Genomic DNA, 12907 nt, shown 5'->3' with positions numbered 1-12907 from the left:
CTATTCCATTAGAATAAGATATTTATGAAGGTCTGATAAAAATCAGGGTGTTATCGGGGGAAAATAAGTTGCTCGAGGGGTACTTTTATAATCAAAATCCGAATTTAGCGAGTTCAACTGCCGCCCGCACCTCGATATCCTTGATAATCTGCTTGAGCGCCGGATCGGCGTCGGAGACTTTATAGCCGGACAGGGTTTGCTGCAACTGCTTGAGCTTGTCCGCGGACAACGACCCCGTCAGCAGACCGTCGCGAATTGATTCCAGTTTTTCAAGAAGATCATGACCTTTGGCCAATGCCCCCTTGTTGCCTCTTGGCAATCTTTCATCCACCCCCTGCAGGGCGACAAGCGCCTCGATTGAGCTGATGGGAGAAGAAGACGACACGCCGCCGGCCGCCGCAGATTCCACCGCTTCGCTTTCAACGGAAAATTTTGCGCCGGACTTTTGCGCCGTCTTGCCGCCTTTGCTGCCGGATGCCGCTGATGCCCGGCCTGGACCGCCAACTTTCATTTTAGAACCGTTACCCCGTCACATTTGACATGACTGATATTACCAATTTCCATTCTCAAGGGACATTCTTTCCCGGTCAAGGGGAAGATATTGCCTCTTTCTCACACCGTTACAACCATATGATAATTTTATCCATATAAATCAACAAATTAACAAATATAAAAACTGGCACGGATTTCGCTTTACTTATATCGAAATTAGAAAATTTTGGATATCTAAGAACGGAATTTATTGATGGCTTTGAAATTAGCCCAACATATTGCAGCCCAGTCAAAGGCAAAATCACGGCATTTGATGGCAGCTTTCGTCGCAATCAGCTGTCTATTATGGTCGTTTGATGCGGCCAATGCCGCCTCGCGCGTCAAGGATATCGCTGAATTTGAAGGTATTCGTGACAATATTCTGGTCGGCTATGGACTGGTGGTCGGACTGAACGGGACCGGCGACTCTCTGTCCAACTCCCCATTTACGGAACAAAGCCTGACATCCATGCTCGAACGTCTGGGCGTTAACACCAGCGGGGAAACGCTGAAGACCAAGAATGTCGCTGCCGTGATCGTGACCGCCACCCTGCCCCCTTTCCAGCGCCAGGGAACGAAGGTCGATATCGTTGTGAGTTCCCTTGGTGATGCCACGAACCTCATGGGCGGGACGCTTGTCGTCACTCCCCTGATGGCTGCGGACGGCGAAGTGTATGCGGTTGCGCAAGGCACGCTGACTGTCGCCGGATTTGCTGCCGGCGGTGCGGCGGAAAGCATAACCCGCGGTGTGCCGACCACAGCCCGAATTGTAAACGGCGCCATTGTTGAGCGTGAACTCGGCTTTGACCTGGCGACACTGACTAGCATGCGTATCTCCTTGCGGAACCCGGACCTGACAACGTCTCGCCGGATCGCTGTCGCAATCAATGACTATATCGGCAAGCCGGTGGCGGAACCGACCGATCCGTCGACAGTCGTTCTCAACCTGGCGGACAGCAACCGTGAGAACATGGTCGAGCTGCTGGCAGATATTGAACAGCTGCAGGTCAACCCCGACCAGACGGCTCGCGTCGTGATCGACGAGCAGTCCGGCATTATCGTGATCGGCAGCGAGGTCAAGGTGGACACGGTCGCCATCGCACAAGGTAACCTGACGGTACGCATTACCGAAACACCGCAGGTATCGCAGCCCGCCCCCTTCTCCGAAACCGGTGAAACCGTTGTGGTCCCGCGCACCAATATCGAGGTGGACGACGACAAGGACAAGAAGCTGACCATCCTGAAACAGGGTGTGCGTCTTCAGGATCTCGTTGACGGGCTGAACGCCCTTGGCATTGGCCCCCGGGACATGATCTCCATTCTTCAGGCAATCAAGGCCGCAGGTGCCCTGCAGGCAGATATCGAGTTAATGTAATGAGCAATATTCAACCGACATCCCCCAACTTCATCGTCGATCCGGTCGCGACCGGCAAAAATGGCCGCGTCGGCGAAAACGAGAAGATCAGGCAAACCGCCATCGAGTTTGAGGCCTTCTTCCTGAGCCAGGTCCTGAACTCCATGTCGGCCGGCCTGGAAACAGACAAGACATTCGGTGGCGGTGAATCCGAGAAGATGTTCCGCTCCATGCTCAACGACGAATACTCCAAATCCATGAGCCGCAATAATAGCGTTGGTATCGCGGATGCGGTTTATCGTGAAATGCTGGCATTACAGGAGGTAAAATAGATGACCTTACAAGCCCAGAATAGCGGTCCGACACTGATGACCCCGGAGGGATTTGCGCGCCTGATTGCCCGGCTCAGCGACATCCTGGAACAGGAAAACAAGCTGCTCCACGAGAATGATCCGGAAGGCTTCAAGGCGACGCTGAATGAAAAGACCCGCCTGATTGCGACCTATAACCAACAGATGTCCCTGGTGAAGAAGAACCCGGATGCGTTCAAGGCTTTTCCCAAGGCGGAAATCGACAACCTGAAGCAGACGAGCGAGAAATTCTACGCTATCCTTGATCGCCATTTCAGGAAACTGTCAACGGCAAGAACCGTAACGGAAGGTTTGGTAAAGTCGGTAGCAGACGAAGTAGCGAAGAAGAAAGCGCCGCCAAGTGCCTATAACGCCCGCGCGTCCGTCGCCAACTCCCTCTCGAACAGGAATTCGCGCGCCGTCAACGGGGCGATCGCCATCAACCAGGTAATTTAGAGGAAAACAAACGGAGTGGCTTTAAATTTCGCTGTTGACAGCCAGGCCCTGCAGTTCGCGATAGTAAGCAACGCGCCGCAGAACATAGTCACCTGGAAACTGCTTCAACACTTCGTCCGTTTCACGATCGATAAGGCGATAGACATATCTGCCACTCTCTCGGTCCTGATCAATCGAAAACCGGCCGGAAGGAAATTTAGAATCCGTAAACAGACCACCAATGGCTTCCTCAGCACGTTTTATCGGATTGGCGGGGGTTGCACTCGCTTGCGGCGATACGGGAAGATCCTCGCCCGTGTATTTAACCACAGTGCCGCGATCAGCAACCGGGCTGGTGGCATGCGAAGTCGAAAGTATCGCAGTTTGTTTTCCGAATGGGGTTACGTCCATAACGCAACTCCTCTCCTTCATTCAATAAATAACATCCAACATTTTCATGCGGTTTACCGCAGGCATTTAACCTAGCTGAAAATTCTTAACAGATGGTTAACCCAGACGGTCTAATTCTGCCATTAGTAGAAATGGCAGAATTAAAGCCCGTATTTTAAGAGTATTTATGGGAGGAGCGAAGGTGTTACTGAGCGCCGTATTGGATATAATCTGTCCAGATACGCTCTATCTGTCGCAATTGCTTGCGGGTTTCCGCGACATCCGGTGCCGGATTGGAACGCGCCAGAAGGTCCGACTGCTTTTGTTCCATTTCGCCTAGCTTTTCGACCATGTCGAGCCCCTTTTCAGAAAGCCGGATCATGGTTGCCCGCCGGTCGCGTTCGGATTTCTCCTGGAGAAGATACCCCATTTCGACGAGCTTCTTGAGATTATAGGACGCGTTCGAACCCTGGTAATATCCCCGGGACATAAGTTCGCGTACATTAATTTCCTCATCACCGATATTGGCCAGCAACAAGGCCTGGACGGCGTTGATGTCCGTAATCTCCATCAGTGTCAGTTCCGTCCGCAACACATCGAGAAAGCGGCGATGGAGCCGTTCAATCAACCTGGTGAGTTCATGATAATCTTCAGTCACAATATTTCCTTAGGTCAACGGGTATACGCGTTTAAAAAAATGTACTTCTTGGAAATTCATCTCATTCTGCCCTGACAATCTTAACGAATTGTAAATTGGCAATAATTCTTCGCGAAGATTATGCGATATCGACATAAATCCTCCGAAAATCATCCCATTTTTATCATTTTCGTTGATTTGATGGCTTTCATCATTCGCGTGCTTAGGTAAAATAAACCATCAATTCGCGGCAAAATTATGAAGCCCGCAGCAGAATTACGCCGCAACCTGTCTCATAATTAACGGGAATTTAATGTCGCTGTATCATGTTGTGACGTTGATATTAGTTTGCGCGGACAAATGATTTTGTCTCAACGGGACCTGTCAAACTTGTCAGAAATAGCCCTTTACTGAGGAAATCGGCTATCAGAGTAAGTCGGCATTGTAAGGTAGAAACGGAATAGAAATGACTGAAGGTCACGATGAAGAGCTTGCCAGACTGGTTGCCCTGTCGAGAGACAGCAGCAAGCGCGGCCGCAATCAACTCTTCAACAACATCAGCCATCTGTTCATAAAAGACGAAGAGCGTCTGAGTGAGCAGGAACATGCGCTAATAATCAGTATCCTGACCAAGCTCCTTTCGGAGATCGAAACAACACTGCGCCAGAACCTGGCGGAAGAACTGGCCGACAATGAACATGTTCCCCATGGGTTGATTACATTGCTGGCCAACGACGATATCGAGGTCGCCCGCCCTATTTTGTTCAAGAGCCACCTGCTGGCCGAGCCCGACCTGATCGAGATCATCCAGAACCGCGGCAAGGAGCATATGCTGGCCATTGCCGAGCGGGACGACCTGAATACAACCTTGAGCGACTTGCTGATCAGCCATGGCGATGAGGACGTGATCTCGCATTTGATCGAGAATGGCGACGCCAAGATATCCCGCAAGAGCATGGAATATCTGGTTGAGGAGTCCCGCCGGATCGACCGTTTCCAGGAACCCCTGATTGCGCGCCACGACATCCCCCCGGATTTGGCCCATAAAATGTTCTGGTGGGTGTCGGCCGCCCTACGCCGCCATATCATCGAGAATTTCGAGATCGATGAGCTGGAACTGAATGAGAAGATCGTTGCCGCAGCAAAAACCGAATATCGCTACGATGTTACGGAAAAAAGCTCGAGCGCGGACAAGCTTATTTCAGAACTGTCGAAACGCAAGGAACTGAACGAAAAATTTCTAGTGCAGGCGCTGCGCGGCCGCCAGATCCGGTTATTCCTGATCGGTCTGGCTGAGCTGTCGGGGCTTGATTACCAGAAAATCAGCCGATTTATCTATGACCCCAATGCCGAGGCCTTGATTGTTGTCCTCAAGGCGCTGGAGTTTAGCCGTAGCGGGTTTTCCACCACATACCTGCTGACCCGCAATATTTCACGTAAACAAATAGTAAAAAAGACGACACAGCCGGAAGAAGTAGAGATTATTATGAAATTTTATGATAATCTTTCTTCAAAGAAAGCGAAAATGACGTTACGCTTCTGGCAGTTGGAGCGTGACTACATGGAAATTGTTGAACAACTCGACGCAGATCTTGACGAAGACCGGGTGTATTTATGATTTCCTGTTGTGGCGTAATTTTGTATCAGGGAACATGTAGGCTTACATGTAAAGAGTGAATGACAGAACGGGGGCAAGGAAGTGTCGTGTCGCTTCATACCGATGTCAAAAACACAAATGGCGCAGATATTCCGTCAATGCAGAGTATCGTTAGTCGCGAGTTTTTCGACGCGGTGTTTGAGCAGGCGCCCCCGATGTACATGGCCCGCCCGGATGGAACCGTCATTTACGCCAACAGCGGATATCGGGAACATTTTCGCCCTGGCGCCGCGCAACGCGTAGAAGACAAAATCCTCCCCTCCCTGCCGCAGGACCATCTCGACATTGTTATCCGTATTGCCGAGACGAGAGAAACCGAAACTCGCCAGCTAGCTCTCAATATCGGCAGGGACATAGAGTATTTCCTCTCCCGCCACTTTCCGATTTTTGATGATGAGGGCCAGCTGATCGCCATCTGTGGCAGCTTCATCAACTCAACCCGCCAGGTCAATGCGGAAGTAAAGCTCAAGGAAGAGAAACGCCGGTTTCTGGACATCACCCGTGCCGCCTCTGACTGGATCTGGGAAACGGATGCGGAGGGTCGGCTGACATTTGTCTCCGACCGGGTGGTGCAGGCCGTCGGCCTGCCGCCGATGCTGCTCAAGGGCAAGCGTCTTGCCGATCTCGGGGTTTTCAAGCCGGAGGCGGATGGCAGCAACAAGGCCGAGACGGCCATCGGGCAGCATGTCCCGTTCAGGTCAGTGCCCCTGGAAATTCAGGATACCAACGGCGAATACAAGATTTTCAATATGTCCGGCGTTCCCGTTTTTGATGATAAGGGCCGCTTTGTCGGCTATCGCGGGACGAGCGATGATATTACCGCCCGGCTTCTGGCGGAGGATGAGGCGATGTCCTCGAAGGCCGACCTTGAGAAGGCCATCAACGAAATTACCAAGAAAAACATGCAGTTGGAGATGACAGCTAAGAAGGCGCTGGAATCTGCAAAGGCCAAGGATACCTTCCTTGCCAACATGAGCCATGAGTTGCGGACTCCGCTCAATGCCATTATCGGTTTTGCGGAGGTTATCGGGCTTGAGACTTTTGGCCCGATCAGCGGCAAATATCGTGAGTATGTCGGCGACATCCTGAATTCCGGGAAACATCTACTGAGCCTGATCGAGGATATTCTCGATATCGCGCGTATTGAAAGTGACAAAATCCCGATCGAGATCGTTTCGACTCCTCTCGCCGGCATGGTGGCGGACGCCTATGTTTTGGTGCAGAACCATGCACGGGAGAAACAACTCGAAATGTTGGGCACCCGAATTACTGAAGATATCAACCTTGCCGTCGATCCGACACGTTGTCTGCAGATTCTGGTCAACATCATCGGCAATGCGGTAAAATTTACGCCGCGGGGCGGCACGATCGGTATCGAGTATGAGATCATCGACGACGCCTTCGTCGATATCACCATCTGGGATACGGGCCCGGGCATCGCCGAGGAAGATCAGGAAAAAATCTTTGAGGCGTTCAAGCAGGCCCATGAAGGTGTGTACAGCCGCGGAACGGATGGCGTCGGCCTCGGCCTGACGCTGTCACTCAAGCTCGCGCGGCTCATGGGCGGCAATATTACGGTGAAGAGCAGCCTGTCAGACGGCAGCCGATTCAAGGTGCGTCTCCCCCTCGCTCACTAAGGTTTTTACCGGTCACTCTCCTCCGCCAACCAAGCCGAAATTTAACAGAATTTTAATAATAACTATATACGTTGAGGTTGAGCTAACTTAACCTCTGGACAAATTATGATGCCCGCAAGCGCACAGGAGAATATCGACACATTAAAGATGCTGGTCGGCCTTGCGGAAGCAAACTCTCCGCAACAACGGGAATTTCTGTACAATAGAATTAGCGATTTTCTGGCTGAAAATCGCATGACCTTTTCGGACTCGGAAAAAGAAATCATGGCGGACATCATCTGCCGGATCACATCCGATGTCGAAAAGTCAATCCGCGCGAAATTTGCAAAAAAGCTGGCGCTGCGCGATGATATCCCAAAAAATCTTCTGGTGTTTCTTGCCAATGATGAAATTGAAGTCGCCTTGCCGATCCTTCGCGACTGTGGGCTGTTGGCAGAATATGATCTCCTGGAAATCGTCAAGCATCGCTCCAAGCAGCACCGGCTCGCTGTCGCCACACGGGAAAATATCGGGGAAGACGTCTGCACCGCACTGTGCGAGATAAATGATCCTGATATCACGGTGACCCTGCTGCAAAACCAAAGTGCCCAGATGCCACTACAGATGCTGAACTTTCTTGGAGAGCAGTCCGAATTTATTCCGGAGTATCAGCGCCCGCTCCTTGAGCGGCCCTTCCTGCCCAAGCCGATCGCGGAGAAGATGTACCGCTGGGTCTCGATGTCCTTGCGCGAGTATATCGGCAATAATTTCGACGTGGATATCCGCTCGCTCGAAATGGATATCAATGATCGCGAAGAAACGATCCAATCGATCACCATGGAGAATGACCCCTCCTTTCGCCTTGTTGAAAAGCTGCATCGTTCGGGCGAGCTTTCCACCCGGTTCATGATCAAGTCACTGCATCAGGGGGAAATAGATCTTTTCGAATTTTCCTTCGCCAAGCTTCTCGATATAAGTGGCGACATGATCAAGGATGTCATCTATTCAGAAAATTCCGAAATCCTCGCCGTCGCCTGCCGCAGCCTTGATATCGACCGGGTTATTTTCAAGTCAATTTATGACCTCACCGCGTCCATTCGCGACCAGAACCTGTCGGTCCTCTCGCCTGTCCAGTCAGCACCGATGGACTTCTATGACCTTCTGACGCTGGAGTCCGCCCAGCAGGCCCTAAAGCATGACGGCTTCATGTCCGGCGAGATCAAATACGGCGACATATTCTAGGAACCGTCGCTTCTTTAGCGTCATTGCTTGCAAAACATATTTAAAAATATATTTTTAAAGGAGAAGTTGCGCGTCTCTTCTTTATTGGAATGTAATTGTGATTGATCCCTTCGGCAGAAAAATCAGCTATCTTCGCGTATCGGTCACGGACCGGTGCGATTTCCGCTGCAAATACTGTATGTCGGAGAATATGACGTTCCTGCCAAAGAAGGATGTCCTCAGCCTCGAAGAACTGGAAATGGTGTCCGCGGCCTTTATTCGCAAGGGCGTGCGCAAAATCCGGATTACCGGCGGCGAACCCCTGGTCCGCAAGGGCATTATGGAGCTTTTCCGGAATCTGGGTCTTTACCTTAAAAGCGGTGAGCTGGATGAGCTGACCCTCACCACCAACGGCAGCCAGCTCGAAAAATATGCGGCGGACCTCTATGACGCGGGTGTGCGGCGGCTGAATGTCTCTCTCGATACGCTTAATCCCTATCAGTTTCAGGACATTACCCGCTGGGGAAATTTTGACAAAGTCATGACGGGGATCCGCGCCGCACAGGCCGCCGGGCTCAAAATCAAGATCAATACCGTCGCCCTCAAGGGCTTTAATGACCATGAATTCAATGACATGATCCAGTGGGTCGGTGACGAGGGCATGGATATCACCTTCATCGAAACCATGCCGATGGGCACCATTGACGGGCAGCGCTCCGACCAGTATCTCCCCCTTTCGGAGGTGAAGATGCAGCTCGCAGAACGCTGGACCATGGCGCCCTCCACCTACCGCACCGGCGGACCGTCAGATTATTTCGAGATCGCGGAGACTGGCGGGCGTGTGGGCTTTATCACCCCCCTCACCCATAATTTCTGTGAAAGCTGCAACAGGGTCCGCCTGACCTGCACCGGCATGCTCTATATGTGCCTCGGACAGGAGGATAGCGCCAATCTGAAAACGGTCCTGCGCGGTGAAAACGGCCTCGCGGCACTGGATGCCGCCATCGACGAGGCCATCGGCCGCAAGCCCAAGGGCCATGATTTTGTCATCGACCGACAGAATGACGATCGCCCGGCCGTCCCCCGCCATATGAGCGTGACGGGCGGCTAACGGCAGATGAAAATACATTTTACCGCCAGCGAATCGGAAGATGCGCAGAATGCCTGCGAGAGCCTGATTGCGCGCTATGGCCATGTTCCGGCGAAGGAGGCGGAGATCATTGTCGCGCTCGGCGGAGACGGTTTCATGCTGGAAACCATGCATGCTTTCATGGACGCGGACCTGCCCATCTATGGCATGAACAAGGGGACGGTTGGGTTCCTGCTCAATAACTACCGCGAGGAAGGCCTGATCGAGCGGTTAAACGCCGGCGAGATTACGGAACTTCACCCACTCAGCATGGCGACCGTGGATATGCATGGAAATAAGACGGAAGCCCTTGCCATAAATGAAGTTTCCCTCCTCCGGGAGAGTCGCCAGACGGCGAAAATACGGATATCCATCGACGGACATATCAAGGTTGCGGAACTGACCTGCGACGGCGTGCTGGTGGCAACACCCGCCGGCAGCACTGCCTATAATTATTCTGCCCATGGCCCGATCCTTCCGGTGAACGCCGGTGTTCTTGCCCTCACTCCGATCAGTGCCTTTCGGCCCAGAAGGTGGCGTGGCGCCATTCTGCCGCGGGAGGCTCGTATTGAGCTGGAAGTGCTGGAAGCTGCAAAACGCCCGGTCAGCGCCGTTGCCGATGCGGTGGAAGTGCGGGATGTCTCCACGGTTAAGGTTGAGGAAAAGCGGGATATCACTCTCCGCCTCCTGTTCGATCCGGAACATAATCTGGAAAAGCGGATCCTCGACGAGCAGTTTATTCTGTAAAGCAACAGGGCCGCCAATTTACGTTTTATAAAATTTTGCTAATTATTAGCTAAGATTTGACGGAGTTCGTAAATCTTCCTTAATTTTTAATCGCTAATTTTGCTCTATGAGACAACGACTGGAGCGGATCAATCGGCGGCGAGAACGGATTCATCACCTCCAGTAACAAGAACCGAGCAGGAGAGTTCTGATGAAGGTTATCGCAGTTGCATCACAAAAGGGTGGTTCAGGTAAAACAACGCTTGCCGGACATCTTGCAGTCCAGGCTGAAATGGCCGGCGGCGGCCCGGTGGCGCTTGTGGATACAGACCCCCAAGGCAGCCTGTCGGAATGGTGGAACGAGCGCGAAGCGGAAACACCGCTGTTTGCCCGGACTACGGTAGAGCGCCTCGGTGCGGATATTGGCCGGATGGAACAGATGGGGATCAATCTGTTATTCGTTGACACGCCGCCTGCCATTACCTCGACAATCGCCAATGTGATCGGTCTTTCGGACCTGCTGATTATCCCGACCCGGCCCAGCCCGCATGACCTGCGCGCTGTCGGAGCGACAGTGGAACTGGCGGAAGGGTTGAATACCCCCCTGATATTCGTCGTCAACGGCGCGACGCCCCGTGCACGGATCACCAGCGAAGCCGCCATTGCCTTGTCACAGCACGGCACGCTGGCCCCGGCGATCATCCATCAGCGCGTTGATTTCGCCTCCAGCATGATTGACGGCCGGACAACCATGGAACTGAACCCCTCCTCGCGGTCAAGCGACGAGATCACCAGACTCTGGGCCTATATCGACGAGCGCCTGTCCCGGATGGAGACGAACCATCCGATGCCGACATCGCATCATCTAACCGCATCTCGGGCTAGCAATGGCGCGGCATTTAACTGATACCTGACGGTCATTAACAAGAAGAAGATTTGTCATGAAAGCTGCTTTTCTCTCCAGTTCATTGATTGCCTCCAAAGGCAAGGCCGCCCCGGCATCGCCTCGCCAGACGCCGAAGAACCTTCTTAACGACGGCGGAAGAAACGGCGAGAATCATGTCTCGCGCATCTATGACAGGGTGCGCGATTATGCCGATCCGCACCATGACCAGCCGGAGGCTCCTGAAGAAAACGCCACGCTTGACACCGAAACTACCGCAACCCACAGCCTGGGCCCTGAAGATTCCTTCTCTGACGAGGACTATGCAGGCAGACAAGATGTCGCCGCACCGCCTCCGCAAACCGACTCTCATCAGTCTTTCGCGGAGCATAAGTATCAGCCGGTTTCCGCAACCAAAGCCGCCATGAATGGTTCTTCCCCAGAGACGGTCCCGTCGCCCCTCGGTGAGGAACAGGCTCGGAGAATTGCAGCCGAAGTTTCAAAACTGAAAAAGGATGGCCTTGGCCGCATCCGGATATCCGTCCGCATGGCCCCGCAAGACCATCTGCAACTCAAGTTGATTGCCGCGCATACGCAGATGTCCGCGCAATCAATCTTTGAAACGGCACTGGAAGAGTATGTCGCAAATCACGGAACGAAAATACTGCCGCAATCATGCAATTGTGTCCTGGACAAGTCGTCCCACTGAGTGGAAGTAACCGGTCATGCGTGAAAACACCGATGACAATAACGAGCTGGAGACCGGCCTGAACGCGGCATCGCTGTCACGGATCAAATTACGCCGGCCGAAAGAAACAACGGCCTCCCCCCGCAAGGTGAAATCCGGTGACATTACCGACCGCTTGCAAACGCTGGCGGAAGAGCTGGAGGCGAGCAAACCGACTTCAATCAACCCCGAACCCGCTTTCACCGCGGAACCGGAAGCCCCGGCTAAATCGCCAGCCCGCAAAAAGACGAAACCGCGCGCCAAACCCGCACCCAAGCGCCCGGCATCCGTTCCGGTAGATGTTGCGCCCGCGCCGCGCGTTGTCTCCGCCGTCCCGCCAAGACGGGCGAACTGGGCACGGCCAGCCGCCGCATCCGGCTGGCAGAAGAAGCGGGCAACACCGGATATCCTCACCTACTGGATGGAAATACGCGACGGGAACCGCTATCCATCCTGGCAAAACCTGGATACCGCCAAGATCGGGAAATACTGGCCCAACTGTACCTTGGTCTATTGCGACCGGGCCGTCGGCCGCCTGCAGCTGGAAAATGGATTTGCGAGCGAAATCCGTCAGGCTGTTCTGGCAGAAAATCCGCACCAGAAATATGTCTCGGATATTGATTTTTCACCGATGGTCGTCGACTGGGTTCTCAGCCTCGCCCGGGATGTCGCGAACTCGGGCAAACCAACTCATGGGACCGAATATTTCCCGTCCACCTTCGATGAAATCCCGCTCAGGGTGATTGCCCTGCCGCTCAGCGAGAACCAGATCCAGGTCGACCATGTCCTCTGCTACGTCCAGAAGCTGGACTAAGCGCCCCATTTCCTGAGAGTTTCTTTTTCCGGTTCCTTGAAGCCGACCAGATAGGTGCCCTTATGCGCGAAAATCGGTCGTTTCAGCAAAGTTGGCTGGGCGATAATCTCGGCGGACGGATCGTCGCCGTCCAGGGCTGCCTTGGCCGCCTCGTCCAGCTGCCGATAGGTTGTTCCGCGCTTGTTGACCAGGATTGCGCGATCGATGCTGTCGAGCCATTGCGCAAGTTCCTCCGGCGGCAAGCCATCACCGCGCATATCATGGAACTGACAGCTTATTCCTTCTGCCTCCAACCATTTGAGCGCCTTTCGGCAGGTATCGCAGTTTTTTATTCCATACATAATCACCGCGCGTATCTCTCCTCCATAAACCGGTCAGGCTCCCTTGTACCGCGGCGTTACCGGGCTCGACAACCCTTACCCAAATATTCTTGATAG

General features: G+C 53.2%; 15 protein-coding genes. 11 read left to right on the top strand and 4 right to left on the bottom strand.

Annotated elements, in window-relative coordinates; translation table 11 throughout:
- Window positions 1-91: 91 nt before the first annotated feature.
- Complete coding sequence (locus tag J0X12_RS13735) at window positions 92-511, bottom strand: flagellar assembly protein FliX (RefSeq protein ID WP_207046731.1); 420 nt, start codon at window positions 509-511, stop codon at window positions 92-94.
- 234 nt (window positions 512-745) lie between these two features.
- Here J0X12_RS13735 and J0X12_RS13730 point away from each other — a divergent pair, with 234 nt between their 5' ends.
- The 3 genes from J0X12_RS13730 to J0X12_RS13720 are packed head-to-tail and all read left to right on the top strand — an operon-like array spanning window position 746 to window position 2691.
- Window positions 746-1906 carry a flagellar basal body P-ring protein FlgI gene (locus J0X12_RS13730; protein ID WP_207046729.1) on the top strand — a complete coding sequence of 387 codons (1161 nt, stop codon included), beginning with the start codon at window positions 746-748 and terminating at the stop codon, window positions 1904-1906.
- Window positions 1906-2217 carry a rod-binding protein gene (locus J0X12_RS13725; RefSeq protein ID WP_207046726.1) on the top strand — a complete coding sequence of 104 codons (312 nt, stop codon included), beginning with the start codon at window positions 1906-1908 and terminating at the stop codon, window positions 2215-2217. The genes J0X12_RS13730 and J0X12_RS13725 overlap by 1 nt, the downstream gene beginning before the upstream one ends.
- Window positions 2218-2691 carry a hypothetical protein gene (locus J0X12_RS13720; RefSeq protein ID WP_207046724.1) on the top strand — a complete coding sequence of 158 codons (474 nt, stop codon included), beginning with the start codon at window positions 2218-2220 and terminating at the stop codon, window positions 2689-2691.
- Window positions 2692-2712: 21 nt separating this feature from the next.
- Here the strand turns inward: J0X12_RS13720 and J0X12_RS13715 are convergent, their stop codons facing one another.
- Both J0X12_RS13715 and J0X12_RS13710 read right to left on the bottom strand, forming a co-directional pair.
- Window positions 2713-3081 (bottom strand): flagellar protein FlaG, encoded by a 369-nt coding sequence (locus J0X12_RS13715; protein WP_207046722.1) that lies wholly within the window; start codon window positions 3079-3081, stop codon window positions 2713-2715.
- Window positions 3082-3265: 184 nt separating this feature from the next.
- Window positions 3266-3718, bottom strand: coding sequence for a MarR family winged helix-turn-helix transcriptional regulator (locus tag J0X12_RS13710; protein ID WP_207046720.1), 453 nt, complete (start codon window positions 3716-3718; stop codon window positions 3266-3268).
- A gap of 445 nt (window positions 3719-4163) precedes the next feature.
- Between J0X12_RS13710 and J0X12_RS13705 the strand changes: the two genes are divergently transcribed.
- The 8 genes from J0X12_RS13705 to J0X12_RS13670 all read left to right on the top strand — a co-directional run bounded on the left by J0X12_RS13705 (window position 4164) and on the right by J0X12_RS13670 (window position 12470).
- Window positions 4164-5315, top strand: coding sequence for a DUF2336 domain-containing protein (locus tag J0X12_RS13705; protein ID WP_207046718.1), 1152 nt, complete (start codon window positions 4164-4166; stop codon window positions 5313-5315).
- An 86-nt stretch (window positions 5316-5401) separates the two neighbouring features.
- Window positions 5402-6991, top strand: a complete 1590-nt coding sequence (locus J0X12_RS13700) for an ATP-binding protein (protein ID WP_207046716.1) — start codon at window positions 5402-5404, stop codon at window positions 6989-6991.
- Window positions 6992-7096: 105 nt separating this feature from the next.
- Window positions 7097-8212, top strand: coding sequence for a DUF2336 domain-containing protein (locus J0X12_RS13695; protein WP_207046708.1), 1116 nt, complete (start codon window positions 7097-7099; stop codon window positions 8210-8212).
- 97 nt (window positions 8213-8309) lie between these two features.
- Window positions 8310-9302 (top strand): GTP 3',8-cyclase MoaA, encoded by a 993-nt coding sequence (gene moaA / locus J0X12_RS13690; RefSeq protein ID WP_337925156.1) that lies wholly within the window; start codon window positions 8310-8312, stop codon window positions 9300-9302.
- Window positions 9303-9308: 6 nt separating this feature from the next.
- Window positions 9309-10067, top strand: a complete 759-nt coding sequence (locus J0X12_RS13685; RefSeq protein ID WP_207046706.1) for an NAD kinase — start codon at window positions 9309-9311, stop codon at window positions 10065-10067.
- Between the two features lie 190 nt (window positions 10068-10257).
- Entirely contained in the window at window positions 10258-10953 is a 696-nt protein-coding gene (locus tag J0X12_RS13680; protein ID WP_207046704.1) for a ParA family protein, read from the top strand.
- A gap of 34 nt (window positions 10954-10987) precedes the next feature.
- The gene (locus J0X12_RS13675; RefSeq protein WP_207046702.1) at window positions 10988-11638 is read left to right on the top strand and encodes a hypothetical protein; all 651 of its coding nucleotides are present in this window, start codon (window positions 10988-10990) and stop codon (window positions 11636-11638) included.
- A gap of 16 nt (window positions 11639-11654) precedes the next feature.
- On the top strand, window positions 11655-12470 hold the full coding sequence (locus tag J0X12_RS13670) for a PAS domain-containing protein (RefSeq protein WP_207046700.1): 816 nt from the start codon (window positions 11655-11657) through the stop codon (window positions 12468-12470).
- Here J0X12_RS13670 and J0X12_RS13665 read toward each other — a convergent pair.
- On the bottom strand, window positions 12467-12811 hold the full coding sequence (locus tag J0X12_RS13665) for a Spx/MgsR family RNA polymerase-binding regulatory protein (RefSeq protein WP_237688166.1): 345 nt from the start codon (window positions 12809-12811) through the stop codon (window positions 12467-12469). The two genes, J0X12_RS13670 and J0X12_RS13665, sit on opposite strands and share 4 nt — an antisense overlap.
- Window positions 12812-12907 lie beyond the last annotated feature (96 nt).

Origin of the sequence: Sneathiella sedimenti (assembly GCF_017313765.1) — a bacterium.
Classification (GTDB): domain Bacteria; phylum Pseudomonadota; class Alphaproteobacteria; order Sneathiellales; family Sneathiellaceae; genus Sneathiella; species Sneathiella sedimenti.
The sequence above is the reverse complement of the archived record's forward strand: the minus strand, read 5'-3'. Positions and strand labels throughout refer to the sequence as shown.

Coding starts and splice junctions, on each gene's coding strand:
- J0X12_RS13735 (WP_207046731.1), bottom strand. CDS start 511: ATGAAAGTTGGCGGTCCAGGCCGGGCATCAGCGGCATCCGGCAGCAAA.
- J0X12_RS13730 (WP_207046729.1), top strand. CDS start 746: ATGGCTTTGAAATTAGCCCAACATATTGCAGCCCAGTCAAAGGCAAAA.
- J0X12_RS13725 (WP_207046726.1), top strand. CDS start 1,906: ATGAGCAATATTCAACCGACATCCCCCAACTTCATCGTCGATCCGGTC.
- J0X12_RS13720 (WP_207046724.1), top strand. CDS start 2,218: ATGACCTTACAAGCCCAGAATAGCGGTCCGACACTGATGACCCCGGAG.
- J0X12_RS13715 (WP_207046722.1), bottom strand. CDS start 3,081: ATGGACGTAACCCCATTCGGAAAACAAACTGCGATACTTTCGACTTCG.
- J0X12_RS13705 (WP_207046718.1), top strand. CDS start 4,164: ATGACTGAAGGTCACGATGAAGAGCTTGCCAGACTGGTTGCCCTGTCG.
- J0X12_RS13695 (WP_207046708.1), top strand. CDS start 7,097: ATGATGCCCGCAAGCGCACAGGAGAATATCGACACATTAAAGATGCTG.
- J0X12_RS13685 (WP_207046706.1), top strand. CDS start 9,309: ATGAAAATACATTTTACCGCCAGCGAATCGGAAGATGCGCAGAATGCC.
- J0X12_RS13680 (WP_207046704.1), top strand. CDS start 10,258: ATGAAGGTTATCGCAGTTGCATCACAAAAGGGTGGTTCAGGTAAAACA.
- J0X12_RS13675 (WP_207046702.1), top strand. CDS start 10,988: ATGAAAGCTGCTTTTCTCTCCAGTTCATTGATTGCCTCCAAAGGCAAG.
- J0X12_RS13670 (WP_207046700.1), top strand. CDS start 11,655: ATGCGTGAAAACACCGATGACAATAACGAGCTGGAGACCGGCCTGAAC.
- J0X12_RS13665 (WP_237688166.1), bottom strand. CDS start 12,811: ATGTATGGAATAAAAAACTGCGATACCTGCCGAAAGGCGCTCAAATGG.